A 24,526-nucleotide genomic window follows, 5' to 3' on the forward strand; every position below is an offset into this window, starting at 1 on the left:
CACACACTCTTACATCCCGAACGAGGAGACCTCCATGCCGATCGTCACGCGCGTGACGGATCTGATCGGTCGCACCCCGCTTTTCGAGCTGGCGACCACCGCGACCGGGACCCGGCTACTGCTCAAGCTCGAGCAGTTCAATCCGACGGGTGCAGCCAAGATCAGGATGGCGCGCGCGATGGTGGACGATGCCGAACGCCGAGGTTTGCTGAGCGATGGCGGGCATATTATCGAGTCGACATCCGGGAATACCGGGCTCGGTCTCGCGGTAGTAGCTGCCGAACGTGGGTATCGCTTCACCGCTGTGGTCGATCACCACGCATGTAAGGACAAGCTGCGCGCGATGCGAGCAATGGGTGCGGAATTGGTCTTCGTCGCCGATGACGGCGACGACAACCTGGCCACCTCGGCGCGGGAGGACCTAGCCGAGGCGATGGCCGCCGGGCTGCCGGACGCGTACTTCACCGAGCAGCACAACAATGACGCCAACGCGGTCGGCTACTACGCCGTTGCCGAGGAATTGCTGGAAGACCTGGACCGCGTCGACATCCTGCTCTCCGCGGTGGGCACCGGAGGTTCGCTGTTCGGCACCGCGACCCGGCTGCGCCAACTCGGCTGCACGCCACGGGTGATCGGCGTGGAGCCGGTCGGATCGATCGCCTTCGGCGGGCCGGGCGGGCCGTACTGGCAGTCCGGCACCGGCACACCGCCCGGCGCGACCATCGGCACCGCCGTCGACTATGCACTGCTCGACGAGGGCGTCAAGGTCTCCGATGTCGCGGCCTTCGCCACCGCCCGTGCGGTCGCGGCCGAACTCGGCCTGATGATCGGCGGCTCCGCGGGCGGCTCCGTCCACGCCGCCCTGACCCGCCTCGAAGACTTCCCACCCGGCTCAACCGTGGTCACCCTGGTCTGCGACGGCGGCGAGAAATACCTGGACACCGTCTTCGACGACGACTGGATGAACGAGCGCGACCTCCTCGACGCCGCCACCGAACGCGACGTCCACACCATGCTCGACCGCTACGCCCCCGCCCGCCGCGACCAACTCGTGGAGGCGCGATGATCCGGCCCCGCGCACGAATTGGCGTGCCGCGCACGCAATCTCCGACGGACACGCGCGCGGCGCGCGAAATTGTGCGCGGCACCTCGGCGCTCGTGCACAGCGCCGGGCGGGCGGAGGAGGCGCGGTGATGCTGGCTCGGTACCGTGCCGATGGGCGGCAGCTCACGGCGTTGGCGGCGCCGATCGCGTTGACGCAGTTGGCACAGATCGCCGTGTCCACCACGAACATTGCGTTGATGGGAACGCTCGGTGTGCGTGCGGTCGCGGCGGGCGGGCTGGCGATCGTGCTGTTCAACCAGATTCGGACCATGTGCGTCGGGCTGATCACCGCGACCGGGAATCAGATCGCGGGTTCGGTGAGTGCGGCGGGTAAGCGGGGTGAGTCCGCGGATCGGGAGGTTCGCGACATCGTGCGGTCGAGTTTTCTGATCGCCACCGTCGCCGGAATCATCGGTGGTGCGGTGCTGGTCGGGCTGGGCTGGGCACTGCAATGGCTCGGTCAGGACGCGGGAGTACTTGCCGACGCGCGGCCGCTGATGATCGCACTCGCACCGGGACTGCTGCCCTGCCTGTGGTTCCAGGTGCTGCGGCAATACACCGTCGGCATGCAACGCCCACAGGCGCTGCTCTTGGTCACCCTGGGCTCGGTGGCGCTGAATCTCGTACTGGCCCTTGCCTTCATCCACGGCTGGGCCGGACTGCCCGCGCTCGGACTGACCGGCATCGGCATCGCCACCTCATTGGTCTTCCTGATCACCTTCGGCGTCTTCCTCGCGATGGTGCGCGCCGATTCGGAACTCGGCGCCGCCCTGCCGCTGCGCCCATGGCCCGTGCACGCCCCGACCATCCGAGCCGAGCTGAAACTCGGCGCGCCGATCGCGCTCACCTACGGTTCGGAGGCCGGCATGTTCTCCGTGCTCGCCCTGGTCATGGGCAGCATCGGGCCGACCGCGCTGGCCGCGCACAATGTCGTCTACCAGATCATCTACATCGTCTTCCAGGTCGCGATCGGCCTGTCGCACGGCGCGTCCATTCTGGTCAGCCATGCCGCCGCCCGCGACGAATTCGGCCATGCCCGCGCACTGGCGTGGCTGGCGCTGCAGCACGCGGGCATCGTCGCCGCGGTCACCGGCGTGGTCTATGTCGTCGCGCCGCGGCTCGTGCTGAGTCCCTTCCTCGAACCCGGTGACACCGCGACGATCGAGTTGGCTCGCGGCCTGCTGCTCATCGGCATCGTGCTCCAATTCTTCGATGCCGCACAGAACATCGGGACCGGCCTGCTGCGCGGTCTGAAGGAGACCAAGGCGGGCTTCCGGCTGTCCCTGGTCGGCTATTGGCTCGTCGGCCTGCCCACCGCCGTCCTGCTCGCCTTCCCCCTCGGCCTCGGTGCCGCGGGCGTCTGGTGGGGACTGACCGCGGGCTTGGCCAGCACCGCCGCCCTCATGCTGCGCCGCTACTTCACCCTGCTCGACGCCGCTCGGCGCACGCACCCGCACCCCCTCCCCGAATCCCTCCCCAGCCCCACCTGACCCCGGGCAATCCGGACCTACCGGGCGGCGGAAAGTATTGGCGGGCAACCTGATAGCGTGCCGGAATGCGGCAGAGCCTGGCATTGAGTTGTGAGCGGGTCTCCGCTGAACTGCTGGACCATTTCGATGGCGTCGGGATGGTGCGCGGGGAGTACGTATTCCGCGCGGCCGGAAAATACCCGACGCCCGAATCGGTTTCGGGTTATCTGGTTCCCTATCTGCGCCATATCGCCAAGCGCGCGACCGGAACCATCTGGTATCGCACCATGGAAGCCGATACCGCCGAATGCAACATCCTCGACGGCGTCGAAGAGGTCATCATCGAGCCGAACAAACTGCTGGGGCTGCGCGGCATTCGCCGAGCGCGCCGCTTTCCGGAGGCATTCGTCGCGGAACTCGAGGGCATCGCGCAGGTGCGCGACGAGGGCGCGGATATCGGCGTGCTGTTCCCGTTCGTCACCTATGTCGACGAATTGCAGTGGGCCATCCAGGAAACCAAGGCCGTTATCGGCGACTGCCCGATGGCCACCATGATCGAGATCCCGTCACTGCTGCTCGAGGTCGATCGTGTTGTCACCACCGGAGTCTCGCGGGTGGTGATCGGCTGCAACGACCTGTCCTCGCTGCTGCTCGGCCAGGCCCGCGCGTCATTGAGTCCGGTGCGCCCGGTTCCGCCGCTGCTGCGCGCGATCGAACGCGTCACCATGGTGGCCGCGGCCGCGGGCGTGCGGACCGCGGTGGCGGGTTATCTGCATCCGGACCTGGTCGCCGCCTGCGCGAACCTCGGTGTCGACGAATGCGTTCTGCACTATTCCGACCTCCCCGAACTACTGGGTGACCAGTTCGCGGAGTTGCCGGATCTCGATGTGCTGCAAGCGATCAAGCGCAAGACCCGCGCCGCGATCGCGGTGTTCGAGGCCGAGCGGGCGGCCGGTTCCGATCCCGACCACCCGCAGGCCTATCAGACGTTGACGCCGTAATCGCGGGCGATACCCGCGAGTCCGGAGGCGTACCCCTGACCGATGGCACGAAATTTCCATTCGTTGCCGTACCGGTACAACTCCCCGAACACCATGGCGGTCTCGGTGGACGCATCCTCGGTGAGGTCATACCGGGCCAGCTCGGCGCCCGTGGTCGCATCGATCACGCGGATGTACGCATTGCGGATCTGCCCGAACGACTGTCCGCGCGCATCGGCGTCGTGGATCGAGACCGGGAAGAAGATATTGGTGATCGTCGGCGGCGTGGCCGCCAGGTCGACATTGATCACCTCGTCATCGCCCTCACCCTCGCCGGTGAGGTTGTCACCGGTGTGCTCGATCGTGCCCTCTGGCGAGCGAAGATTGTTGTAGAACACGAAATGCTGATCGGACAGCACCCGCTGATTCGGCCCGGTGGCCAGCGCACTCGCATCGAGGTCGTAGTCGGCCCCGGTGGTCGTTCGCACATCCCAGCCCAGCCCCACCGCTACCTTGGTGAGGTTGGCCGCCTGCTTCGACAGCGAGACATTTCCGCCTTTGGCCAATGTGACGCTCATGATCCCCTTCCGTTCGACGCGTTCGCGCCGCCTTTCTTCACGATTATTACTCCGTACCGGACGTGTTGCGCCGGTTCAGTTCTGGACCGCTGCCCTTTCGAGCGACCCGCAAGCAGTCACTAGCGGCCCCTTTCCAGCGACCTACAAACAGTCGCTAGCGGACCCACCCGCGCAGCGTCTGCACGCGCCCTTCGAGCGCACGCAATTCACTCGCATCGAGCACAGTGCGCTCGATACCATTCGCCACCGCGAACGCCGACTGCCGGTGATCATCGATGACCTCGACATCGATCTGCACCGCCACATAGTCTGTCGCGCCGGGCATTTCCTCCGCGACGACCTTGGCCTGCCCCCGAGCGCACAGCGCGACATTGCCGCCGCCGAGAATCAGCAGAGCGACATCGGGCCGCTCCCGCAAACGGGCCAGCGAACCGCGATCGAATTTCAGGCTGAGCAGAATGCGCCGGTCGCCCGCGCGTACCGGCCAGGACACCGGAATCGCATGCGGCGCTGGATCGGTGGTGACCAGCACGGCGATCGTCTCCTGCGGCCATTCCGGGAGCACGTCCAGTTCGGGATGATCGGCCGTCGAGTGGTCTTGACGTTGCACGGGGCTCGCTCCGGCTGCCATGTTCGTCACCTCTTGATCGCTGCAACGCGGCGGGCTGTGCCACGTTGCTTGCAAGTCTAAGGTGCTGTGTCCCTTGTTCGCTGGCGCTGCGTTCTTTGTCCGAAGTGCTCTCAGGCACCTCTCAGGACGCCAGTGCGGCGGCGCTGGCGATGGGCAGGGCCCTGGCCCAGTCGCGGGCCATATCCTTGACGCGGATCTCCGATGACGCGTCATGCCGGCCGTGCGCGCCGATCTGGGTCGCCCCGCGGGCCGTGAGCAGTTCGGCGGCGAGCTCACCACCGCGGTTGAAGGTGTCGCCGTAGACCGAGTCGCCGAGGCCGAAGACCGCGAAGGTCAATCCCGTGAGGTCCGGCCTACGGGCTTCGAGTGCGTCGAAGAAGGGTTCGGCGCCGGTCGGCAATTCCCCGTCGCCGTAGGTCGAGCAGACGACGATGTGGAAGGCGTCGATGTCCAGATCGTCGACATCGAAGTCGGTCATGTCGTGGACCGAGACATCGTGGGTGACCGCCAGCTCATCCGCCACGCATTCCGCGGCGGCCTCGGCCGTGCCCATCTCCGAACCGAACAGAATGACTATCCGCACTTCCTCGCTCCTTCCTCGGGATTATGCGGTAAGGCTATCCTAATATCAATGGGACAATCGTGCCAAATGATCTGTCCGGGACACCGGCGGGTCGTCCGGATTGACGGGCCGTCCCGGTCGATGCATCATTTCTGACAGCACCCTGTTCAGCAGGGGCTTCTCCAAATCGCCAGCCGATGACTGTCTGGCCCGGCGTGCTGCTCCGTGTCACGCTCGGCCGTCGCGCCGCGCACCGACCCGACAGCACTCCGCCCAAGAAGACGCGATGGCGTCCGGCCGTGAGTGAGGTGAGAACGACATGGTGTACCGCTCGTCCGAGACTCGCCTGATCACTTCGTTCCTGCACTACGGCATCGTCCCGAACTTCTGAATTCGGCCGCGCCGGGCGCGGCATCCCAGGACGGCGCCGACAGCGTCGTCCGGTTGCACTGCTCGGGTTCCAGCGCGGTACCACGGGACATTTCGGCACAAATATGGACGCGGAGCAGACACATGGTGGATATCGGGGCAACGGATTTCGGAGCGGTCGACATGGTCGCGTGGCCGACGGCGGGCAATCTCGTCGTCTCGCCCGCGATGCTGGACGACCTGGGCTATCTGCGGGGCGAGTTGGCGGCCGCTGAGGTGCCGTTCCTGCTCATCCGCGATTGCGGCCATCGGCTCGCGCTGGCCGCGGATGCGGCGCACCAGGCGATGGTGCACCGCGTGACGGACACCGCTATCGCCGCGGGTTTCTCCTGTAATGAGTTACAGCACAATGTTTTCCGGCTCAGCCGTGATTCCGACCCGGCGCATTACGTCGATCTGGAACTGTGGGAGTACCACGGCGACACCGTCGAATGCCCGCGGCCGAACGCCTTCACCCGCAACGTCTTCGACCTCGCCGATGTCGAGCGCACGGAAGTTCGCCTGTTCGATCGCAATTGGCCGACGCTGACCGATATGTTCGCACCGCAGCCGACCGATGTCGGCTTCGATATCGACCTGGTGTTCTCCTGGGTGGACGGCTCCGATCCCGAATTCCGTGCTCGCCGTGCGGGCATGCTGGCCCAGGTGGTGGTCGGCGAGGGCGATGACGCCGATGCCAGGATCCGTCAGATCGACGAATTGAAGTACGCGCTGCGCTCGGTGTACAAGAACGCGCCGTGGATCCGCCGGATCTTCATCGCCACCGATTCCACGGTGCCGCACTGGCTCGACGAGCATCCGCGAGTGACGGTGGTGCGCGCGGTGGATCACTTCAGCGATACCGGCGGGCTGCCCACGTTCAATTCCCATGCGGTGGAATGCCAACTGCAGCATATCGATGGGCTCAGCGAGCACTTCCTGTACTCCAATGACGATATGTTCTTCGCGCGGCCGGTGCGCCCGTCGATGTTCTTCACCCCGGCCGGGGTGAGCCGGTTCATCGAGGCGGGCACTCGGATAGGTCCGGGCCGAAATAACGAGCGGCGCAGCGGTTTCGAGAACGCCGCGCGGGTGAACCGGGAACTGCTGGCCGGGCGGTTCGGGCACGTCATCACCAGGCATCTGGAGCACACCCCGGTTCCGTTGCGGCGCAGCGTATTACACGAGATGGAACAGGAGTTCGCGGCCGACTTCGCGCGCACGAGGACCAGCAGGTTCCGTGCCGCCACCGACATTTCGGTGACCAACTCGCTCTATCACTACTACGCCATGCTCACCGGGCGAGCCGTACCGCAGGAGGTGGCGCGGATGCGTTACGTGGACACCACGAGCCAACGCGGGCTCGCACTGCTCGACGGGCTCGCCGAACATCGCGACGTCGACTTCTTCTGCCTCAACGACGGCAGTTTCCCGGAGGTCGCCGAGGCCGACCGGGTGCGCGCGGTGTCGGAGTTCCTGTCCGGCTACTTCCCGGACCGCGCGCCATGGGAACGGATCAGTGCACGGCCTCGTCATCAGATTCCGGAGTCTGCGCCGGGTGCCGCATGACCCGCGGAATGCGCGCGGCGGGCTGTATCACGATGCCCTCCTCGACCAGCGTCCGTGCCGCCTGCTCCGGGGTGGACGGGGAGCCGACGGTCGGGCCGCGATCGATCGGGACCACCGAGTGGACGATGGTGTCCGGGTAGATGTGCACGTAGTTGAAGGCCTGCGCCCCATCGCGGCCGCGCAGGCCGCCTTGGGCGACGGCCAGATCCTGGCTGTAGCAGGTCGCCGAGGCGACGGAAACCGGAATACCCGCGAAGGTGGCGCTGGTCGAAAAGTGCAGGTGCCCTGCCAGAATCGCGCGTACATCGCTGCCGTCGAGCACGTCGGCCAGCCTGCGCTGATCGCGTAATTCGACGGTGACCGCGAGATCGATGACACACGGCACCGGCGGATGGTGCATCGCCAGGATGGTGCCGAACGGGGCGGGTTCGGCCAGCACCGAGCGCAGCCAGGCCAGCTGTTCGTCGCGGATCTCGCCGTAGTGGTGGCCGGGGACGGTGGTGTCCAGGGCGATGATCCGCAGGCCGTCGATCATGTGCACCCGATCCAGCGGCGTCGTCGACGCGCGCTCACCGAGCAGGGTCCGGCGCAATGCGGCGCGATCATCGTGATTGCCGGTGACCCACACTATCGGCGCGCGTAATCGGCGCGCGAAGGGCTCGACCATGGCGCGCAGCTTCTCGTACGCGTCCGGCTCACCCCTATCGGTGAGGTCACCGGTGAACACCAGCGCGGTCGGCCGGATCCGGCTGGCCGCGGCCTGATCGAGCAACTGTCGCAGCCGCTGATCCGCGTCCACGTCGCCATACAGCTCGCCGTCGCCGCCGATCAAATGGGTATCGCTGAAATGGAACAGCACATGATTCGGTCGCGGGTGCTCCGCGACTCTGCTGATGGGCACCGGACCGAACGTCCTTCCCCGGCGGATTTGCCCGCCATCGGCTTTCGGGTTCGATCGCCAGGATAGCGACGACCTATTGACAGGCTTCCCGACGCACGGTGTCGACATGCTTGCGGGTAGGTGAGAGTTCGGTGTCGGATCATCGAATCCGAAACTCCGCGGGCCGGCGGTGGCATGGCGACGCGACCGGTACCGTCGGCGACCGTGCTGGTCTCGAACATGGCGACGGTGGCATCGAGGATCTCCGGCGATTCGCGCGCACGCTGGTCATTCCGGGTTCCAGCCGCTAGGCACTACCTGCCGATGGCGTCGGCGGTGCGGAGGGCGTCGAGCACCATGGGCGCATCGACGGTGAAGGGTTCGTTGTGGATGGTTTCGCCCGGCGCGGTGGTGCGTTCGGCGATCGCGGTCAGGGTCCGGTTATCGGCGTCGGCCAGACCGAGCGCGGCGAAGGTGGTCGGCAGGCCGACGGCCGCGCAGAACTCGAGGACCGTCGAAATCTCTTCGGTGGGAGCGCCTTCCAGGACCAGCTGGGTGAGTACGCCGAAGGCGACCTTTTCGCCGTGCAAGTACGGGTGGGTCTGCGGGGCGGCGGTGAGGCCGTTGTGGACGGCATGGGCGGCGGCCAGGCCGGAGGATTCGAAGCCGAGTCCGGAGAGCAGGGTGTTGGCCTCGACGATGCGCTCCAGTGCCGGGGTGACGGTGTGGTTGCGGACCGCGGCGAGGGCCTGGGAGCCGTCGGCGAGCAAGGTGTTGTAGCAGAGCTCGGCCAATGCGGTGGCGCTGAGTGTGGAGGCGCCGCCACGCATATTCCGCACCCGCGCGGCGCTGCAGGTTCGCGCCTCGAACCAGGTCGCGAGCGCATCACCCATTCCGGCGGTGAGCAGCCGAGCCGGAGCCTGCGCGATGGCGGAGGTATCGACCAGCACCATTGCCGGATTCCGCCGCACCAACTGATAAGCCTCGAATTCCCCACTGTCGGTATAGATCACCGACAGAGCACTGCACGGCGCATCACTCGACGCCGCCGTCGGACAACTGATCATCAGCAGGTCCAGATCATCGGCCACCGCCCGCGCGGTATCCAGCACCTTGCCCCCACCCGCCCCCAACACGACAGTGCTCCCACTCTCCTGCACAGCCGCGGTCACCCGCGCGATCTCCGCCCGACTGCACTCACCCCCGGACCGATGCACCGAGTACTCGATCTTCGCCTCGGTAAGCGACTCCCGCCACGTATCGGCCAACAACCGATAGGCACTACCCCCTGCCACAATCGTCACCGGCCCCCCGATCCCCAACCGCGTCATCTCCGCCCCGAGCGCCACCGTCGCATCCCGCCCCTGCACATAATGCCCGGGCGAAGAAAACACACTCAGCATCCGCCACCTCCCAATCCCGGGCATCCGCCAGGTAGCGCCGATCGCCCGCACCCCGCCTACCCGATAGCCGCTCTCGTACCGGCAACGCTACGCCCACCACCACCCGCTCCGGCCCGGGTTGAGCAACGAAGCAGCGGACCCGCTACCTCGGCCAGTAGTTGCGCCAGTCTGCGGCTGAGAGGGGGGTGCGCTCGCCGCGGGTGGCTTCGGCGGCGTTCTCGGCGGCGCGGATTTCGGCGGCGAAGGTCAGGGTGGCTTTGCGGAGGCGTTCTTCGGCGCTGTCTTCGCGGCCGAGGTGGATGACGCGCAGGTCGGCGGGGATCAGGTCTTCGGGGAGACCTGCCTTGAGGCTGCGGGAGCGGATTTTCTCGGCCAGGGCCAGGGCGGGTTGGGCCATGGCTATGCCGTCGAGGCAGGAGCGGCGGGACTTCTCGGCGGATTTGCGTTCTTCCCAGGCCTTTTCCTGGGCGGCGATCTTCTCGGCGACGGTGGCCGTTGGGGCGATGGGCTCGTCGGCGAGGTGCGGGCTGCGGTTGACGAGTTTCGCGACCAGGGCGGCGGCGACGTCGTCTACCGTGAATTCGCCTGCGGCCTGGGCGATTCGGGAGTGGAAGAGGACTTGGAGCAGGAGGTCGCCCAGTTCTTCCTTGATGGTTTCGGCGTCGTCGTGCTGGATGGCGTCGAGGAGTTCGTAGGTCTCCTCGAGCAGGTACGGGCGCAGCGAGTCGTGAGTTTGGGTCACTTCCCAGCCGCCGAATTTCCAGAGGCGGTCCATCACCTCGACGGCGTCGGCGAGTCCCGCCGCTACCACGGCGGTATCGGTACGCCCGACACCGTTTGCCGCGCCCGCCTCCGCGGCCGCATGCCGCGCGGCGCGCAGAACAGCCTCGTCACGATCCGAACTCATCGAGCCGTGGCCTCGGTGGCGACCCGCAGGTCGACAAAACCCTTGGGCTTTCCATCCAGTTGCAGCAGCAGATCGGCGACGAACTGCAACAACACCACGTCGCGCACCCGCTCCGCACCGACGCTGTCCTCCACCCGGGGCAGCGGCAGTTGCACGACACCACTGGCGGCGCGATAACCAGCACTGGGATACAGCCGCTTCAATCGCATCTGCTTGGAATCGGGCAGGCTCAAGGGCGAAACCTTCAACGTGGTTCCGGTAACCGCGATTTCGGTGACCTCGTATTCGCGTGCCAGCAGGCGCAGTTTCGCCACCGAGACCAGCCTGCCGACCTCAACGGGCAGCGGGCCGTAGCGGTCGACGAGCTCCTCGACAACCGACTCCAGCGCCGGATCATCCTGTGCGGCAGCCAGTTTCCGATAGGCCTCCAACCGGAGTCGGTCACTGGTGATGTAGTCGGGCGGAATATGCGCGTCCACCGGGAGGTCGATGCGAACCTCCTTGATCTCCTCGGTGACGATCGGCTTACCGTCGGCGGCGGCACGATAGGCCTCCACCGCCTCACCGACCAGCCGCACGTACAGGTCGAACCCGACACCCGCCACGTGACCCGACTGCTCCGCGCCGAGCACATTTCCGGCGCCGCGGATTTCCAGGTCCTTCATGGCCACGGCCATACCCGCGCCGAGATCCGAATTCTGCGAAATGGTGGCGAGCCGGTCATAGGCCGTCTCGGTGAGCGGCTTCTCCGGCGGGTACAGGAAATAGGCGTACCCGCGCTCCCGGCTGCGGCCGACCCGGCCACGCAGCTGATGCAGCTGCGACAACCCCAGGGCGTCGGCACGTTCCACGATCAACGTATTCGCATTGGAGATATCGAGGCCGGTTTCGATGATGGTGGTGCAGACCAGCACATCGAATTCGCGCTCCCAGAACCCCTGCACGGTCTTTTCGAGCATGTCCTCGTTCATCTGGCCGTGCGCGACCACCACCCGCGCCTCGGGCACCAGATCCCGAATCCGCTTGGCCGCCTTGTCGATCGAGGAGACCCGGTTGTGCACGTAGAACACCTGGCCATCACGCAGCAGTTCGCGCCGGATGGCCGCGGTGACCTGCTTGTCGTTGTAGCCGCCGACGTAGGTGAGCACCGGATGGCGCTCCTCCGGCGGCGTGAGAATGGTCGACATCTCGCGGATGCCGGCCAGACTCATCTCCAGCGTGCGCGGAATCGGGGTGGCCGACATGGTCAGCACGTCGACGTGGGTACGCAGCGCCTTGATGTGCTCCTTGTGCTCGACGCCGAAACGCTGTTCCTCGTCGACGACGACCAGGCCGAGGTCTTTCCACCGCACCCCCGTCTGCAACAGCCGATGCGTGCCGACCACGATATCGACGGAACCGTCCGCCATTCCCTCCAGCACCGCGCGGGATTCGCCCGGATCGGTAAACCGCGACAAACCCTTCACGGTCACCGGGAATCCGGCGACACGTTCGGTGAAGGTCTGCAAATGCTGTTGCGCCAGCAACGTTGTCGGCACCAGCACCACGACCTGCTTACCGTCCTGCACGGCCTTGAACGCGGCGCGCACGGCGATCTCGGTCTTGCCGTAGCCGACGTCACCACAGACCACGCGATCCATCGGGACCGCCTTCTCCATATCCGATTTCACCTCGGCGATGGCGGTCATCTGGTCGACGGTCTCGGTGAACGCGAAGGCGTCCTCCATCTCCTTCTGCCACGGACTATCCGGACCGAACGCATGACCGGGCGCGGCCTGGCGCGCCGCGTACAACTGCACCAGCTCACCGGCGATCTCACGAACCGCCTTGCGCGCCTTGCGTTTCGTATTCGCCCAGTCGGAGCCGCCGAGTTTGGACAGGCTCGGCATCTCGCCGCCGACATAGCGTGAGAGCTGATCGAGCGATTCCATCGGCACGAACAGCCGGTCGCCGGGCTGGCCGCGCTTGCCGGGTGCGTATTCGATGACCAGGTATTCGCGCCGGGCCCCGCCGACGGTGCGCTCGATCATCTCCACGAACCGGCCGATGCCGTGCTGATCGTGGACCACCATATCGCCGGCGTTCAGCGCCAGCGGGTCGACTTGGTTGCGGCGCTTGGCCGGTAGTCGCTTACCCTCCGCCGGAGCGGTGACCCGGTTGCCGGTGAGGTCGGATTCGGCGACCACGACCAGACCGGCATCGTCGAAGATCAACCCGTCGTGCAGCGAACCGCACAGCACACCGACCAGTCCGGGCGTCGGCTCGGCGCCGGCCGCCAAGGCGGCGGCGGGCACTTCGGCATCGGAAAGCCGTTCCAGAATGCGTTGCGCCGTACCGTGACCCGCGACGACAACCACCGCGCGACCGCCGGTCAGCACATGCGCGCGCAGGGAGGCGAAGATCGTCGCCACCAGCTCATCGGAACCGCGCGCCGCGGGACCGGCCAACACCGGCAGCACCACCTCGGCGGGATCGCCGGAGGTCAGCGGGCTCAGCGTCCACCAGGGCAGGCCGTGCTGGTTTGCGCTGTCGTGGATTTCGGGCAGCGCCCGGTAGCCGGAGGCGGCCAGATCGAGCCCGTGCCCGCCCAGCGGGGCCGCGCCACCGAACGAGGCGGCGGTCCACGATGCCTCCAGGAACTCCTCACCGGTGCGCACCAAATCGGCCGCGCGCGTGCGGATCTTCTCCGGATCGCACAGCAACAGCTGGGTGCCGTCCGGCAAAACCTCGGTGAGCAGCCGCAATTCGCCGGCCTGCAGCACCGGCAGCAGTGCCTCCATACCCTCGACCGGAATGCCCTCGGCAAGCTTCTCCAACATCTCGACCAGCGCGGCGTCGGCGGCATTCGCCACCGCGACCTCGGCGGCGCGCACGCGAACGGCCTGGGTGAGCAACAGTTCTCGACACGGCGGCGCGACGACCACGTCCACCGTGACATCGGTCAGCGACCGCTGATCGGCGACCGCGAAGGGTCGCAGCTCGGTCACCTCGTCGCCCCAGAACTCCACGCGCACCGGATGATCCGCGGTCGGCGGGAAGATATCGAGGATGCCGCCGCGCACCGCGAACTCACCGCGCTTGCCGACCATATCGACACGGGTGTAAGCGAATTCGATCAGACGCAGGAGCAATTCGTCGAAATCGAGCTCCGCGCCGACGCGCAGCACGATGGGGTCGATATCGCCGAGACCCGCCGCCATCGGCTGCATCAGAGAACGAACGGTCGTGACCACGACCCGCAGCGGTACCGGAAACACCGGATCCTCCGGATGCGCCAGCCGCCGCAGAACCTCCAGCCTGCGCCCCACGGTGTCCGCGCCCGGCGAGAGCCGCTCATGCGGCAGCGTCTCCCAGGACGGGAACTGCGCGACCGCCGCGCCCAGTATTTCTTCGAGCTCGACCGTCAGATCATCGGCCTCGCGCCCGGTCGCCGTCACCACCACCAGCGGCCGCTGCGCCGCAATGGTCGCCGCGACGAACGGCCGCACCGCCGACGGACCGACCAACTCGACCGGCGACTTCCCGACCAGGTCGGCGACGGTCCGCAACGCGGAATCGGCCCCGGCCACCGCGGCCAGTCCTGCGAGAGGTGGACGGTGGGTGGGCATCGAACACTCCTGAACTCAGGCGGGCTTTTATGACGGCCAACCGAGTCTAATCACCACCGCTCCCCCGCCGCCCCGAGCCTCTTGCCGGTCGTGGGTGCCACGTCAGTGTCGTCCCGGGCCGGCGGTCGAGCGAATGGTCGAGTTCTGGGCGTACCCGACGAGTCCACCCATGTGCTCACGAAATCAGCCGGCAACCGACAACCTACCAATGCACGGTGACACTGTTGTCGGCATGGACCGGCGCGGACCGACCTACGGGACGTAGCGGCGCAGGCGGCGGGCGGCGAATTCGCGGAAGTAGGAGAGCTTCTCCTGCGGCACGATCGACGGCAGCAGGAAGTACCAGGCCCGTTCCATCCGCGTCGCCATCTGGTCGATGGAATCGGTGCCGACCGCCGTGATGTGCACGCCCGCGGTCATCTCCTGTAGCAGCAGGCCGATCACCTCGGCGTCGAGGTCGGCCTCCAGGTCGCCCTGGGCGATGGCGCGCTCGGCCAGGACGCGGTAGGTATCGCCCCAGGTCTTGGCGATATTGTCGCCCTGGGCGCCGCGGTAGTCGCCGATCTGATGGGTCAGCTTGAGCATCGCGCCGACCATCGGATCGTTCATGGACAGGTCCGCGACGACATAGGTGATCCCGATACATGCCTCGAGCGCGGGCACTCTCGGATCGAAGAAGCCCTGGCACGAACTGACCAGGCGCTCATTGCCCTGGTCGACCACGGCGCGCGCTAGCTCTTCCTTCGAACCGAAGTGAAAGTACAAGGCGCCCTTGGTCACGTTCGACTGCGCGATGATCTCGCTCAGGCTCGCATTCGCATATCCCAAGCGCAGAAAGACATCGGCAGCGCCCGCCAGGACGGAATCGCGGGTTATCTCCGCGCGCGCTTGCCTAGCCATCAGATCCGCCTGTCATCCTTAAAACCAGCCATCCTGAAGTAGACCGACATCCCGAAGTAGACCGACTTACCACCCGAACAGCACCCTGAGGATGGGTGAACCGTACCACCAGGTGGGCGCCCGCCAGCGAATTCCGGCATTCGGACGGGCATACTGCGCAATTCACTGGCTAACAATGCCGTCAGTCCCCCGTACCGGCGCGCCATTCCGAGCTGAGCTGTGGGTCGGCTTCCAAATGACTGAGCCCGTTCCAGCACAGGTTCACCAGATGTGCCGCCACAACCTCTTTCGACGGCTTGCGCTCGTCCAGCCACCAGGTCGCGGCGGTCGAGACCATGCCGACCAACGCCTGCGCGTACAAACCGGTCAGACTGGTATCGAAGCCGCGGCGCTCGAAATCGCCGCCGAGGATATGCGCGACCTGGTTGGTGGCCTCGTTGAGCAGACTCGAGTAGCGGCCCTCCGCGGTGGCGGCGGGCTGGTCGCGCACCAGGATTCGGAATCCATCTGTGCGTTCCTCGATATAGGTCAGCAGCGCGAGCGCGACCCGTTCGAGCCGGATCCGGGACCGATTCTGGGTCAGCGAGGAGGTGATCATGTCCAGCAACATCGACATCTCGCGGTCGACCACCACCGCGTAGAGCCCCTCTTTGCCGCCGAAGTGTTCGTACACAACGGGTTTGGAGACCTGGGCCCGCTGCGCGATCTCCTCGATCGAGGTCGCGTCGTATCCGCGTTCGGCGAACAGAGCGCGACCGATCTCGATCAACTGCTGCCGCCGTTGCGTTCCCGTCATCCGCGGCCGGGACACCTTGGGCGGTTCATCCGAAGACACCGTGCTCCTCCGCCTCTCCGCGTCTCTTGCCGGTCGTCGAGCGCAACCAGACTTTCGCTGCGGGCCGACGGTCGGGTACGGGACCGGGTTCTGGGCGTCCCCGACGAGTTACCCATGTACGCGCGAAATCAGTCGGCACCGTCCCAGACGTTATCAGTGGCGCACGGACCCAATTCCACCCGGGAGTTCGACTAATCGGCGGTCCGCATGCGAGGATTCATGCCGTGCCGCTGGCGCAGTGGCGGGTTTGGAGATCCGCCGGTGTGGCAATCCGCCGTAGTGTAATGGCAGCACCTCTGATTTTGGTTCAGATAGTTCAGGTTCGAGTCCTGGCGGCGGAGCACATCGGCACGATGGCTTATCGTTGGCCGCGCACATCACTGGCACGATGACAGGCAGCCGAGGGAGATCCATGCCACAGCAGACCGCCGTCGTCGTTCTCGCAGCCGGTGCCGGGACGCGAATGCGGTCGAAGACTCCTAAAGTGCTGCATTCGCTGGCCGGTCGAAGCATGCTCGCGCACGCGCTGCATGCGGCCAACGAGATCGACCCCGCGTTCCTCATTACCGTGGTGGGACACGACCGGGAACAAGTCGGCGCCGCGGTCGCCGACGTCGCCGCCGAACTGCGCCGCGACATCACCACCGCCATCCAGGAAGAACAACTCGGTACCGGCCACGCGGTGCAGTGCGCGCTGGCGTCGGTTCCCGCCGATTTCACCGGTGACCTGCTGGTCACCTCCGCCGACGTGCCGCTGCTGGACGGGCACACCCTGTCCGCGCTGCTCGACGAGCACCGCAGCTACGCCGAACGCTCCGCGGTCACGGTGCTGACCTTCGTGCCGGACGATCCGAACGGCTACGGCCGCATCGTCCGCAATGCCAAGGGCCAGGTCACCGAGATCGTCGAACATGCCGACGCCACCCCGGAGCAGTCGGCGATCACCGAGGTCAACTCGGGTGTCTACGCCTTCGACGCGGCGGTGCTGCGCACCATGATCGGACGCCTGTCCACCGCCAACGCCCAGCACGAGCTGTACCTGACCGACGTGCTGCGGCTGGCCCGCGAGGCCGGACATCCGGTGCACGGCGCCCGCCTCCTGGACGCGGCCAAGGTCACCGGCGTCAACGACCGGGTGCAGATGTCGGAAGCGGCGCGCACCCTCAACCGCTACATCCTGGAACGCCATATGCGCGCCGGGGTGACCATTATCGATCCCGCCACCACCTGGGTGGACGCGAGCGTGAAGATCGCCAGGGACGCCGAAATCCGGCCGGGCGTGCAACTGCTCGGCGACACGGTAATCGGTGAGGACGCCGTAATCGGACCGGATTCCACACTCACCGATGTCGTCGTCGGTGAGGGCGCGCACGTTGTCCGCACTCACGGTGATCAGGCCGTGATTGGTCCCGGCGCGAATATCGGCCCCTTCAGCTATCTACGCCCCGGCACCGTTGTCGGCGATTCCGGGAAGCTCGGCGCATTCGTCGAAACGAAGAACGCATCGATCGGCGCGCACTCGAAAGTGCCGCACCTCACTTATGTCGGCGATGCCACCATCGGTGAGCACAGCAACATCGGTGCCTCCAGCGTTTTCGTCAATTACGACGGTGTGAAAAAGCATCACACCGTGGTCGGCTCGCATGTGCGCACCGGCAGCGACACCATGTTCGTCGCGCCGGTGACCGTGGGTGACGGCGCTTATACGGCGGCGGGTACTGTGCTGCGTAGAAGCGTTCCGCCGGGGGCTCTGGCGGTGTCGGGCGGACCGCAGAAAAACATTGAGGGCTGGGTGCAGCGGCACCGTCCAGGGACGGACGCGGCGCGCGCGGCGGCGGAAGCCATCGCGGCCAAAGAGATGTCGGGTCAGGCAATCGAGCAAAAGGATGGCAATCAGCAGTGACCGCGTCATGGATCGATAACCAGAAGAACCTGATGCTCTTCTCGGGACGCGCCCATCCTGAGCTGGCCGAGCAGGTCGCCAAGGAACTCGACGTCCACGTCACCCCGCAGACCGCGCGCGACTTCGCCAACGGCGAGATCTTCGTCCGGTTCGAGGAGTCCGTGCGCGGCTCGGATGCCTTTGTGCTGCAGAGCTTTCCGGCTCCGCTGAACCAGTGGCTGATGGAACAGCTCATCATGATCGACGCGCTCAAGCGCGGTTCGGCCAAGCGGATCACCGCGGTGCTGCCGTTCTACCCGTACGCGCGTCAGGACAAGAAGCACCGCGGCCGCGAGCCCATCTCCGCCCGCCTCGTCGCCGACCTGCTCAAGACCGCTGGCGCGGACCGCATCATCACCGTCGACCTGCACACCGATCAGATCCAGGGCTTCTTCGACGGCCCGGTCGATCACATGCACGCCCAGCTGCAGCTGGCCGAGTACGTGCGCACCAACTACAGCCTCGAGCACATCACCGTGGTCTCCCCCGATTCCGGTCGTGTGCGCGTCGCGGAGAAGTGGGCCGATTCGCTGGGCGGCTCGCCGCTGGCGTTCATCCACAAGACCCGTGACCCGTTGGTGCCCAACCAGATCAAGGCCAACCGCGTGGTCGGTGAGGTCGAGGGCCGCACCTGCATCCTGATCGACGACATGATCGACACCGGTGGCACCATCGCGGGCGCGGTCAAGGTGCTCAAGGAGGCCGGCGCGGGCGATGTGGTCATCGCCGCGACGCACGGCGTGCTGAGCGATCCGGCCGCCGAGCGCCTGGCCAATTGTGGCGCCAAGGAGGTCGTGGTCACCAATACGCTGCCGATCAGCGAGGACAAGAAGTTCCCGCAGCTGACCGTGCTATCGATCGCGCCGCTGCTGGCGCGCACCATCCGCGAGGTCTTCGAGAACGGTTCGGTCACCGGACTTTTCAACGGCAACGCGTAGAGTTCATCCTTCGTCGCGGCTCGGACCCAGGTCCGGGCCGCGACGTTTTTGTCTGCGGCATCGACTCGCGGTGCCGGATTCTGTTTGTGAGGCTCGCTTCGCCGTGGTACGCATGGCGAATAAGGATGACAAACAGGGGGCGTGCCATGCAGGATTCAGAACCGCATATCAATCTCGGGAAGTCGCAGGACGGGCCGCCCGCTGATCCGACGCAGGCGCACCAGCCGCAGGACAACGAGGACGCGACCAAGGTCTGGCCGCAGGACAGCCCGCCCGGAGTCGATCCGACGGCGATTCACCAACCGGGACAACCGTTTTCGCCGGAGAGCGCCCCGCCTGCCGCGCCGTATACCCCGCCCGCGGGCTACCCCCAGCCACCCGTCTACCCGCCGCCGGCGTATCCACAGCCCGGCTACCCGCAGGCCGGTCCCTACGGCGGACAGCCCGGTTACCCTGGCTACCCCGGGTATCCGTACCAGCCCTACACGCCGCCGCGGCAATCCGATGTCCCGATTTTCTCGATCATCAGCTTCTCGTGTTTGGCGGCGACCGCGCTGTCGGTAGTGATGTTCTGCGGTCTGCCCATCGTGGTCACCGGACCGGCGGGCATCGTGCTCGGCATCATCGGACACAACAAGGGCGAATCCCTCGGCAAATGGGCCGCGATCGCCAATGGCGCGGTGCTGGCCATCGCGATCATTCTGGTCGTCGCCTTTGTCGGGTTCCTCGGAGCCTTCGGCTGAACGCGCGGATCGCCGCTGGCGAGCGCAGGGTCCCTGCTGCCAGCGGGGTGCAGGGGGATACTGGGGTTATGGACCGCGACCCGCTCGATATGGATATGGGGGACGACGACCAGGAAGACGAGATCCGCGCGTATCGCCGAAATGTCGAGGATCCGCCCGCTGACCTGCGCGCTCGCTATTACGAGAGCGAAGATGACGGCAGGCTCGGCATCGGCGACGAACTCGAACAGGAGTGGACCCCGGAACAGCACGCCGCCGAACTCGCCGAGGAGGACGAGCGGCCAGCGGAGACCGCCGCGATCGAGATCATCGAGGACACCGACCTGTAGCGCACCGATCCTGCCCGCTCCGCCGTGGCATCTCGCCGCCGATACGAGGAGATTCGATGACCACTCCGCAGCATCCGGAGGGCGGCGACGCGTCGCCCGAGAAACCGGCCGATGACAAGCCCGAACCCGAACCGCTCGCCTCCGCGGGCACCGATTGGGCGACACCGGTTGCCAGCGGACCGTGGGAGTCGCAGCACGTCGAGCCCGGAGCACCGCCCCCGGTCCAACCCGCCGCGCCGGATTTGGCGACGCAACCGTCGAGCGCGGGGCCGAGCGAGCAGACACCGGCTGAGCGGGCGGCTGCCGAAACCGCACCTGATCTGGTGACGCAGCCGCCGCCTTGGGAGCGGGCAGCAGGGAGTCAGCAATGGGGATCGGGAGATCAGGACCAACCGTCGGCGCGACCAAAACCCTGGGATGAACCGTACGACCGGCAGGCGCGCCCACCGGGCGCCGTATATCCGCCGATCACCGATGCCGCGCCGGAAGCCACGCTCGGCGGCTATCCCCAGCAGCCCTACCAGCCGTACACCACGCCAGCGGCACCGTCCGGCACTCAGACCCTGTCGATCATCGGCTTCGTCTGCGCGGGCATCTCCCTGCTGTTCTGCCCGTACCTGTTCGGCCCCGCGGGCATCGTGCTCGGCATCATCGGCCATAAAAAGGGCGAATCCCTGGGCAAGTGGGCCGCCATCGCATCCGCGATCTCGCTGATCATCGGGCTCATCCTGATCTATGCCGTCTTCAGCGGGAGCATGATCCCCGACTCCAACTGACCGACCACCCGTCGCCGCGTGGTGGACACGCGTCGTAGCGTTGTCCACATGACTCGATTCGGTGGGTTCCCGCTCGCGGGGCTGGACTTCTACGAGGATCTGGAGGCCGATAACTCGAAGGCCTTCTGGAACGCGCACAAGGCGGTGTACGACGAGGCGGTCAAAGCGCCGATGGTGGCGCTGACCGCCGAGTTGGAGGCGGACTTCGGCAGCGCCAAGATTTTCCGGCCGTACCGGGATGTGCGCTTCTCCAAGGACAAGGCGCCCTATAAGACCGCGCAGGGCGCGGTGGTGGGCGTTGCGCCGGGTACCGGCTGGTATGTGCAGATCAGCGCCGCCGGACTGTTCGTCGGCGGCGGGTTCTACTCGGGTTCCCCCGCCCAGATCGCCCAGCTGCGCGCGACCATCGACGACGAGGTGCGCGGCGCGGAACTGGAGGCGATACTGGCGAAGCTCACCAAGTCGGGGTTCACCATCGGCGGCGAGCAGCTGAAGACCAAGCCGAAGGGTTACGACGCCGACCACCCGCGCATCGATCTGCTCCGGCACAAATCGCTCACGTGCAGTAAGGAATTCGGCGCACCGGCCTGGCTGGACAAGCCCCGCACCGCCAAGGAGGTCCGCACCGCCTGGGAGGCGATGCGGCCCTTCATCGAATGGCTCGCCGCGGTGGTCGGCGGCGCACCCGACCGGTTCTAACGCCGCGCGGCGAGCACGAGGGCGAAGCGGTCGTCCGGATCGGTCCAGACCTGTTCGGTCTCGAAACCGGCGGCGGCCAGTTCGGCGTCCAGTCCGTCGATGCGGAACTTGGCCGAGATCTCGGTGCGCATCTGCTCGCCGCGGGCGAACTGCACGGTGAGATCCAGCTCCCGGACCGTCACCGTCATATCTTCGGTCGCCTCCAGGCGCATTTCGATCCACTCGTGCTCGGCATCCCAGATGGCGACATGCGCGAACTTATCCGGCTCGAAATCGGCATCGAGCCGACTGTTCAACACGTGCAGCACATTTCGGTTGAACTCGGCGGTGACACCGGCCGCGTCGTCGTAGGCGGGGACCAGCACGGCGGGGTCGACGACCAGGCCGGCGCCGAGCAGCAGCTGCTCGCCCGGCTCCAGCACTTCGTAGATGCTGGACAGGAATTCCGCGCGTTCGGCCGGGATGAGATTGCCGATGGTGCCGCCGAGGAAGGCGATCATGCGGCGGCCGCCGCGCGGCAGATTGTGCAGGGTGTCGGTGAAATCGCTGACCACGCCGTGCACCGCGAGACCGGGAAATTCCGCCGCGATCTCCGCTGCGGCGGCGCGCAGCGCCGAGGACGAGACATCCTGCGGAACATAGGTTTTCAACGGACCCTCGGTGGTCAGGGCGGAGAGCAGCAGCCTGGTCTTGGCGGCCGAGCCAGAGCCGAGCTCGACCAAGACCTCGGCCTGCGCGGTACGGGCGATTTCGCCGACGACCCGCTCCAGCAGCGCGCGTTCGGTGCGGGTCGGGTAGTACTCGGGGAGTTCGGTGATCTGCTCGAACAGTTCACTGCCGCGCGCGTCGTAGAACCATTTGGGCGGCAACCACTTCGGGTCCGCGGTCAGCCCCAGCCCGGCATCGGTCCGCAGTGCCGAGGTGAGGTCGTTATCGGATAGGTGGATCTCCAGCGTCGGTGCGGTCATGAGAGCGAGCCTTTCGTGCTTGGGGCGGCGAGCAGGGGCGTCAAGGTCAGCGAGCCGGGGCGGGCACTGACCAGCTGCCGATCCGGAATCGGCTGCCAGCGCGGGTCGTCGTCGAAGGGTTCGGAGCAGAGAATGGCGAAATCATCGGTGACCAGGGCGGACAGCGAGTGGTACACGGTGGTCGCCCACAGCTGCTGACCGTCACCGAGCAGGAAATTCAGTCGGGCGCCGGGGGCTTGGGCGAGTACCGCGGCGACAAGCAGACTCAGCGCCGCAGGGGCCGCCGCCCACGAACCATCGGGAGCGCCGGTGGACAGCAGGCCGCGCAGGATCACCCACAGCGTCGCCGAATCGGTCGTGGATTCGGCCTCCAGCAATCGCACCGGCTCGAACAGCTGCCCCGCGCCGAGTTCGGTTGCGGTGGAGCCGAATTCCTCGGCGACCGCGCTGAGGGCACGCCGCCAATCGGGCACCACACCGTTATGGCTGAATGCCCATCGACCGTGCGTGAACGGCGCACAGGCAGTCCGCTCGACCGGCATGCCCACCGTGGCCGAGCGCACCGCGGCCAGCACCGCCCACGATTCCAGTTGCGGCAGTACCTCTTCCACGGCCGGATCGGTCCAGATGGGCGCCTGATTGCGATACCGGCTGACGGTCACCGACTCGCCCTCCGCACGCCACCACGCCGCTCCGAAACCGTCCGCATTGATCGTCCCGCCGCCACGCATGTCCTTGGGCGCCCACGCCTGAGTCCGCAGGGAATGCGAGCCCAGGGTCAGCATGTCGCCGACCCGGACCGCAGGGCCGACATAGCCGAGTTGGCGACACATCAGCACCCACCTCCCGCGGTCATGCGTCGGCCGCGGACTGGCCGCGACGCGACGTTTGCCCGAGCGCGGGTGTCGCTGCCGCCGGGCCGGACACGCAGTCGCACGTGCACGACCCTCACTCGCCATCGCCTTTTCGCAGGTCCCGGGCCAGGCGGAAGCCGGAGAAGATCTGGCGGCGAATGGGGTGGTCCCAGTTGCGGAAGGTGCCGCGGCAGGCGACGGGGTCGGTGCCGAAGGAGCCGCCGCGCAGGACGCGGTAGTCGCCGCCGAAGAAGACCTCGGAGTATTCGGCGTAGGGGAAGGCACGGAAGCCGGGGTAGGCATCGAAACCCGATGCGGTCCACTCCCATACGTCGCCGATCAGCTGATGCACCCCGGCCGGGGATGCCCCCGCCGGGTAGGCGCCGACCTCGGCGGGTTCCAGGTGGCGCTGGCCGAGATTCGCGGTGGTGGAATCGGGTTCGGTGTCACCCCATGGGTAGCGGCGCGACGCTCCGGTTTCCGGGTCGAAGCGGGCCGCCTTCTCCCATTCCGCCTCGGTGGGCAGGCGTTTGCCCGCCCAGGCGGCGTAGGCCTCGGCCTCGAACCAGCAGACGTGCAGCACCGGCTGATTCGGACGCACCGGCGTCATCACACCGAATTGCCGACGCCACCAGTGCCCGGCCGGATCACGCTCCCAGAACTGCGGCGCGACCAGGCCCGCTTTCTGCCGATGCGCCCAACCGCGTTCGGACCACAGCTCGGGCCGGTCGTAGCCGCCGTCGGCGATGAAGGCCAGATACTGCCCGTTGGTGATCGGCGCGACGTCGATGGCGAAGGCGGGCACGTGCACCGGATGCGCCGGGCGCTCATTGTCCAGTGCCCATGGGTCGGTCGAGGTGCCCATGCTGAATTCGCCCGCGGGAATGATGACTTCACCACCGACCGGGTTGGTCATCGTCGGCGCGGCAGGCGCGGAAAGGACGGCGGGGCCGGTGCGCAATTGATGGGTGGCGAGCATGGTTTCGTCGTGCTGCTGCTCGTGCTGGGCGATCATGCCGAAGGCGAATCCGCCGTCGACCAGCGGGTCACCGCGTAAAGCGCTGGTGTCCAGCACATCCCAGACTTTGTCGCGCACGGTACCCACATAACCGCGGGCCTGGGTCGGGTTGAGCAGCGGCAGCTCGGGACGATTGGCGCGAGCGTGTTTGAACGCGTCGTACAGCTCATCGATATCGGCGCGCACCGCGGCGCGCCCGCCCACGTCGCGCACGAGCCACAGCTCTTCCTGGTTGCCGATATGGGCGAGATCCCAGACGAGCGGGCTCATCAGGCGCGAATGCTGCGCGACCAGTTCCGCCTCGTCGAGGTTGGTGAGTCCGACGGTGCGATCCCTTGCGCGGGTGAGCACTTCGGCGATCCGGTCACGCAACTGCTCGGTGCCGGAATTATCTGTTGCGGGGTAGTGAATGGTCACGATGAAAA

22 protein-coding genes and 1 tRNA gene are annotated in these 24,526 nt (G+C 66.7%); 11 read left to right on the forward strand and 12 right to left on the reverse strand.

The window, feature by feature from the left end:
• Nucleotides 1–34 precede the first annotated feature (34 nt).
• From ACHQ4I_RS15495 to ACHQ4I_RS15505, 3 genes are all read left to right on the forward strand, one after another.
• Complete coding sequence (locus ACHQ4I_RS15495; protein WP_420772401.1) at nucleotides 35–1,066, forward strand: PLP-dependent cysteine synthase family protein; 1,032 nt, start codon at nucleotides 35–37, stop codon at nucleotides 1,064–1,066.
• A 127-nt stretch (nucleotides 1,067–1,193) separates the two neighbouring features.
• The gene (locus ACHQ4I_RS15500; protein WP_420772402.1) at nucleotides 1,194–2,594 is read left to right on the forward strand and encodes an MATE family efflux transporter; all 1,401 of its coding nucleotides are present in this window, start codon (nucleotides 1,194–1,196) and stop codon (nucleotides 2,592–2,594) included.
• A 65-nt stretch (nucleotides 2,595–2,659) separates the two neighbouring features.
• Complete coding sequence (locus tag ACHQ4I_RS15505; RefSeq protein ID WP_420772403.1) at nucleotides 2,660–3,574, forward strand: putative PEP-binding protein; 915 nt, start codon at nucleotides 2,660–2,662, stop codon at nucleotides 3,572–3,574.
• Here ACHQ4I_RS15505 and ACHQ4I_RS15510 read toward each other — a convergent pair.
• The 3 genes from ACHQ4I_RS15510 to ACHQ4I_RS15520 form a co-directional block, all read right to left on the reverse strand.
• Entirely contained in the window at nucleotides 3,556–4,131 is a 576-nt protein-coding gene (locus ACHQ4I_RS15510) for a TerD family protein (RefSeq protein ID WP_420772404.1), read from the reverse strand. The two genes, ACHQ4I_RS15505 and ACHQ4I_RS15510, sit on opposite strands and share 19 nt — an antisense overlap.
• A 154-nt stretch (nucleotides 4,132–4,285) precedes the next feature.
• Nucleotides 4,286–4,762, reverse strand: coding sequence for a hypothetical protein (locus ACHQ4I_RS15515; RefSeq protein ID WP_420772405.1), 477 nt, complete (start codon nucleotides 4,760–4,762; stop codon nucleotides 4,286–4,288).
• 121 nt (nucleotides 4,763–4,883) lie between these two features.
• Nucleotides 4,884–5,345: a flavodoxin domain-containing protein gene (locus tag ACHQ4I_RS15520; protein ID WP_420772406.1), complete on the reverse strand. Its 462-nt coding sequence runs from the start codon at nucleotides 5,343–5,345 to the stop codon at nucleotides 4,884–4,886.
• 531 nt (nucleotides 5,346–5,876) lie between these two features.
• On the opposite strand from ACHQ4I_RS15520, the gene ACHQ4I_RS15525 reads away from it, so the two are divergent.
• Nucleotides 5,877–7,301 carry a stealth family protein gene (locus ACHQ4I_RS15525; RefSeq protein ID WP_420772715.1) on the forward strand — a complete coding sequence of 475 codons (1,425 nt, stop codon included), beginning with the start codon at nucleotides 5,877–5,879 and terminating at the stop codon, nucleotides 7,299–7,301.
• On the opposite strand, the gene ACHQ4I_RS15530 is transcribed toward ACHQ4I_RS15525, so the two are convergent.
• From ACHQ4I_RS15530 to ACHQ4I_RS15555, 6 genes are all read right to left on the reverse strand, one after another.
• Nucleotides 7,249–8,202 carry a phosphodiesterase gene (locus ACHQ4I_RS15530; protein WP_420772407.1) on the reverse strand — a complete coding sequence of 318 codons (954 nt, stop codon included), beginning with the start codon at nucleotides 8,200–8,202 and terminating at the stop codon, nucleotides 7,249–7,251. The genes ACHQ4I_RS15525 and ACHQ4I_RS15530 overlap by 53 nt on opposite strands.
• A gap of 293 nt (nucleotides 8,203–8,495) precedes the next feature.
• On the reverse strand, nucleotides 8,496–9,584 hold the full coding sequence (locus ACHQ4I_RS15535) for a glycerol dehydrogenase (RefSeq protein ID WP_420772408.1): 1,089 nt from the start codon (nucleotides 9,582–9,584) through the stop codon (nucleotides 8,496–8,498).
• A 142-nt stretch (nucleotides 9,585–9,726) separates the two neighbouring features.
• Complete coding sequence (locus tag ACHQ4I_RS15540; RefSeq protein ID WP_420772716.1) at nucleotides 9,727–10,359, reverse strand: nucleoside triphosphate pyrophosphohydrolase; 633 nt, start codon at nucleotides 10,357–10,359, stop codon at nucleotides 9,727–9,729.
• A 128-nt stretch (nucleotides 10,360–10,487) separates the two neighbouring features.
• Nucleotides 10,488–14,099, reverse strand: coding sequence for a transcription-repair coupling factor (gene mfd, locus ACHQ4I_RS15545; protein ID WP_420772409.1), 3,612 nt, complete (start codon nucleotides 14,097–14,099; stop codon nucleotides 10,488–10,490).
• A 252-nt stretch (nucleotides 14,100–14,351) separates the two neighbouring features.
• The gene (locus tag ACHQ4I_RS15550) at nucleotides 14,352–14,999 is read right to left on the reverse strand and encodes a TetR family transcriptional regulator (protein WP_420772410.1); all 648 of its coding nucleotides are present in this window, start codon (nucleotides 14,997–14,999) and stop codon (nucleotides 14,352–14,354) included.
• A 181-nt stretch (nucleotides 15,000–15,180) separates the two neighbouring features.
• Nucleotides 15,181–15,795 (reverse strand): TetR/AcrR family transcriptional regulator, encoded by a 615-nt coding sequence (locus ACHQ4I_RS15555; protein ID WP_420772717.1) that lies wholly within the window; start codon nucleotides 15,793–15,795, stop codon nucleotides 15,181–15,183.
• A gap of 309 nt (nucleotides 15,796–16,104) precedes the next feature.
• Between ACHQ4I_RS15555 and ACHQ4I_RS15560 the strand changes: the two genes are divergently transcribed.
• The 7 genes from ACHQ4I_RS15560 (at nucleotide 16,105) to ACHQ4I_RS15590 (ending at nucleotide 21,261) form a co-directional block, all read left to right on the forward strand.
• Nucleotides 16,105–16,175 (forward strand) — tRNA-Gln (locus tag ACHQ4I_RS15560).
• Between the two features lie 71 nt (nucleotides 16,176–16,246).
• Nucleotides 16,247–17,737: a bifunctional UDP-N-acetylglucosamine diphosphorylase/glucosamine-1-phosphate N-acetyltransferase GlmU gene (gene glmU, locus ACHQ4I_RS15565; RefSeq protein ID WP_420772411.1), complete on the forward strand. Its 1,491-nt coding sequence runs from the start codon at nucleotides 16,247–16,249 to the stop codon at nucleotides 17,735–17,737.
• Nucleotides 17,734–18,714 carry a ribose-phosphate diphosphokinase gene (locus ACHQ4I_RS15570; RefSeq protein WP_420772412.1) on the forward strand — a complete coding sequence of 327 codons (981 nt, stop codon included), beginning with the start codon at nucleotides 17,734–17,736 and terminating at the stop codon, nucleotides 18,712–18,714. Before glmU ends, ACHQ4I_RS15570 begins: the two co-directional genes overlap by 4 nt.
• A gap of 146 nt (nucleotides 18,715–18,860) precedes the next feature.
• The gene (locus ACHQ4I_RS15575) at nucleotides 18,861–19,457 is read left to right on the forward strand and encodes a hypothetical protein (protein ID WP_420772413.1); all 597 of its coding nucleotides are present in this window, start codon (nucleotides 18,861–18,863) and stop codon (nucleotides 19,455–19,457) included.
• Nucleotides 19,458–19,525: 68 nt separating this feature from the next.
• Nucleotides 19,526–19,786, forward strand: a complete 261-nt coding sequence (locus ACHQ4I_RS15580) for a hypothetical protein (RefSeq protein WP_420772414.1) — start codon at nucleotides 19,526–19,528, stop codon at nucleotides 19,784–19,786.
• Nucleotides 19,787–19,842: 56 nt separating this feature from the next.
• Nucleotides 19,843–20,562, forward strand: a complete 720-nt coding sequence (locus ACHQ4I_RS15585) for a hypothetical protein (RefSeq protein ID WP_420772415.1) — start codon at nucleotides 19,843–19,845, stop codon at nucleotides 20,560–20,562.
• Between the two features lie 48 nt (nucleotides 20,563–20,610).
• On the forward strand, nucleotides 20,611–21,261 hold the full coding sequence (locus tag ACHQ4I_RS15590; RefSeq protein ID WP_420772416.1) for a DUF2461 domain-containing protein: 651 nt from the start codon (nucleotides 20,611–20,613) through the stop codon (nucleotides 21,259–21,261).
• Here ACHQ4I_RS15590 and egtD read toward each other — a convergent pair.
• From egtD to egtB, 3 genes are all read right to left on the reverse strand, one after another.
• Nucleotides 21,258–22,229, reverse strand: coding sequence for an L-histidine N(alpha)-methyltransferase (gene egtD, locus ACHQ4I_RS15595; protein ID WP_420772417.1), 972 nt, complete (start codon nucleotides 22,227–22,229; stop codon nucleotides 21,258–21,260). The two genes, ACHQ4I_RS15590 and egtD, sit on opposite strands and share 4 nt — an antisense overlap.
• Nucleotides 22,226–23,062, reverse strand: coding sequence for an ergothioneine biosynthesis protein EgtC (gene egtC / locus ACHQ4I_RS15600; RefSeq protein WP_420772418.1), 837 nt, complete (start codon nucleotides 23,060–23,062; stop codon nucleotides 22,226–22,228). The genes egtD and egtC overlap by 4 nt, the downstream gene beginning before the upstream one ends.
• A gap of 115 nt (nucleotides 23,063–23,177) precedes the next feature.
• Nucleotides 23,178–24,518: an ergothioneine biosynthesis protein EgtB gene (gene egtB / locus ACHQ4I_RS15605; protein ID WP_420772419.1), complete on the reverse strand. Its 1,341-nt coding sequence runs from the start codon at nucleotides 24,516–24,518 to the stop codon at nucleotides 23,178–23,180.
• Between the last annotated feature and the right edge of the window lie 8 nt (nucleotides 24,519–24,526).

The sequence above is a fragment of the Nocardia nepalensis genome (assembly GCF_048910785.1).
Classification (GTDB): domain Bacteria; phylum Actinomycetota; class Actinomycetes; order Mycobacteriales; family Mycobacteriaceae; genus Nocardia; species Nocardia nepalensis.

Bases quoted from the DNA above. Each gene is read 5' to 3' on its own strand.
- glmU (WP_420772411.1), top strand. From the start codon at position 16,247: ATGCCACAGCAGACCGCCGTCGTCGTTCTCGCAGCCGGTGCCGGGACG.
- ACHQ4I_RS15575 (WP_420772413.1), top strand. From the start codon at position 18,861: ATGCAGGATTCAGAACCGCATATCAATCTCGGGAAGTCGCAGGACGGG.
- ACHQ4I_RS15555 (WP_420772717.1), bottom strand. From the start codon at position 15,795: ATGACGGGAACGCAACGGCGGCAGCAGTTGATCGAGATCGGTCGCGCT.
- ACHQ4I_RS15510 (WP_420772404.1), bottom strand. From the start codon at position 4,131: ATGAGCGTCACATTGGCCAAAGGCGGAAATGTCTCGCTGTCGAAGCAG.
- egtC (WP_420772418.1), bottom strand. From the start codon at position 23,062: ATGTGTCGCCAACTCGGCTATGTCGGCCCTGCGGTCCGGGTCGGCGAC.
- ACHQ4I_RS15505 (WP_420772403.1), top strand. From the start codon at position 2,660: ATGCGGCAGAGCCTGGCATTGAGTTGTGAGCGGGTCTCCGCTGAACTG.
- mfd (WP_420772409.1), bottom strand. From the start codon at position 14,099: ATGCCCACCCACCGTCCACCTCTCGCAGGACTGGCCGCGGTGGCCGGG.
- ACHQ4I_RS15585 (WP_420772415.1), top strand. From the start codon at position 19,843: ATGACCACTCCGCAGCATCCGGAGGGCGGCGACGCGTCGCCCGAGAAA.
- ACHQ4I_RS15550 (WP_420772410.1), bottom strand. From the start codon at position 14,999: ATGGCTAGGCAAGCGCGCGCGGAGATAACCCGCGATTCCGTCCTGGCG.
- ACHQ4I_RS15525 (WP_420772715.1), top strand. From the start codon at position 5,877: ATGGTCGCGTGGCCGACGGCGGGCAATCTCGTCGTCTCGCCCGCGATG.
- ACHQ4I_RS15590 (WP_420772416.1), top strand. From the start codon at position 20,611: ATGACTCGATTCGGTGGGTTCCCGCTCGCGGGGCTGGACTTCTACGAG.
- ACHQ4I_RS15500 (WP_420772402.1), top strand. From the start codon at position 1,194: ATGCTGGCTCGGTACCGTGCCGATGGGCGGCAGCTCACGGCGTTGGCG.
- ACHQ4I_RS15580 (WP_420772414.1), top strand. From the start codon at position 19,526: ATGGACCGCGACCCGCTCGATATGGATATGGGGGACGACGACCAGGAA.
- ACHQ4I_RS15515 (WP_420772405.1), bottom strand. From the start codon at position 4,762: ATGGCAGCCGGAGCGAGCCCCGTGCAACGTCAAGACCACTCGACGGCC.
- egtD (WP_420772417.1), bottom strand. From the start codon at position 22,229: ATGACCGCACCGACGCTGGAGATCCACCTATCCGATAACGACCTCACC.
- ACHQ4I_RS15495 (WP_420772401.1), top strand. From the start codon at position 35: ATGCCGATCGTCACGCGCGTGACGGATCTGATCGGTCGCACCCCGCTT.
- ACHQ4I_RS15540 (WP_420772716.1), bottom strand. From the start codon at position 10,359: ATGGACCGCCTCTGGAAATTCGGCGGCTGGGAAGTGACCCAAACTCAC.
- ACHQ4I_RS15535 (WP_420772408.1), bottom strand. From the start codon at position 9,584: ATGCTGAGTGTGTTTTCTTCGCCCGGGCATTATGTGCAGGGGCGGGAT.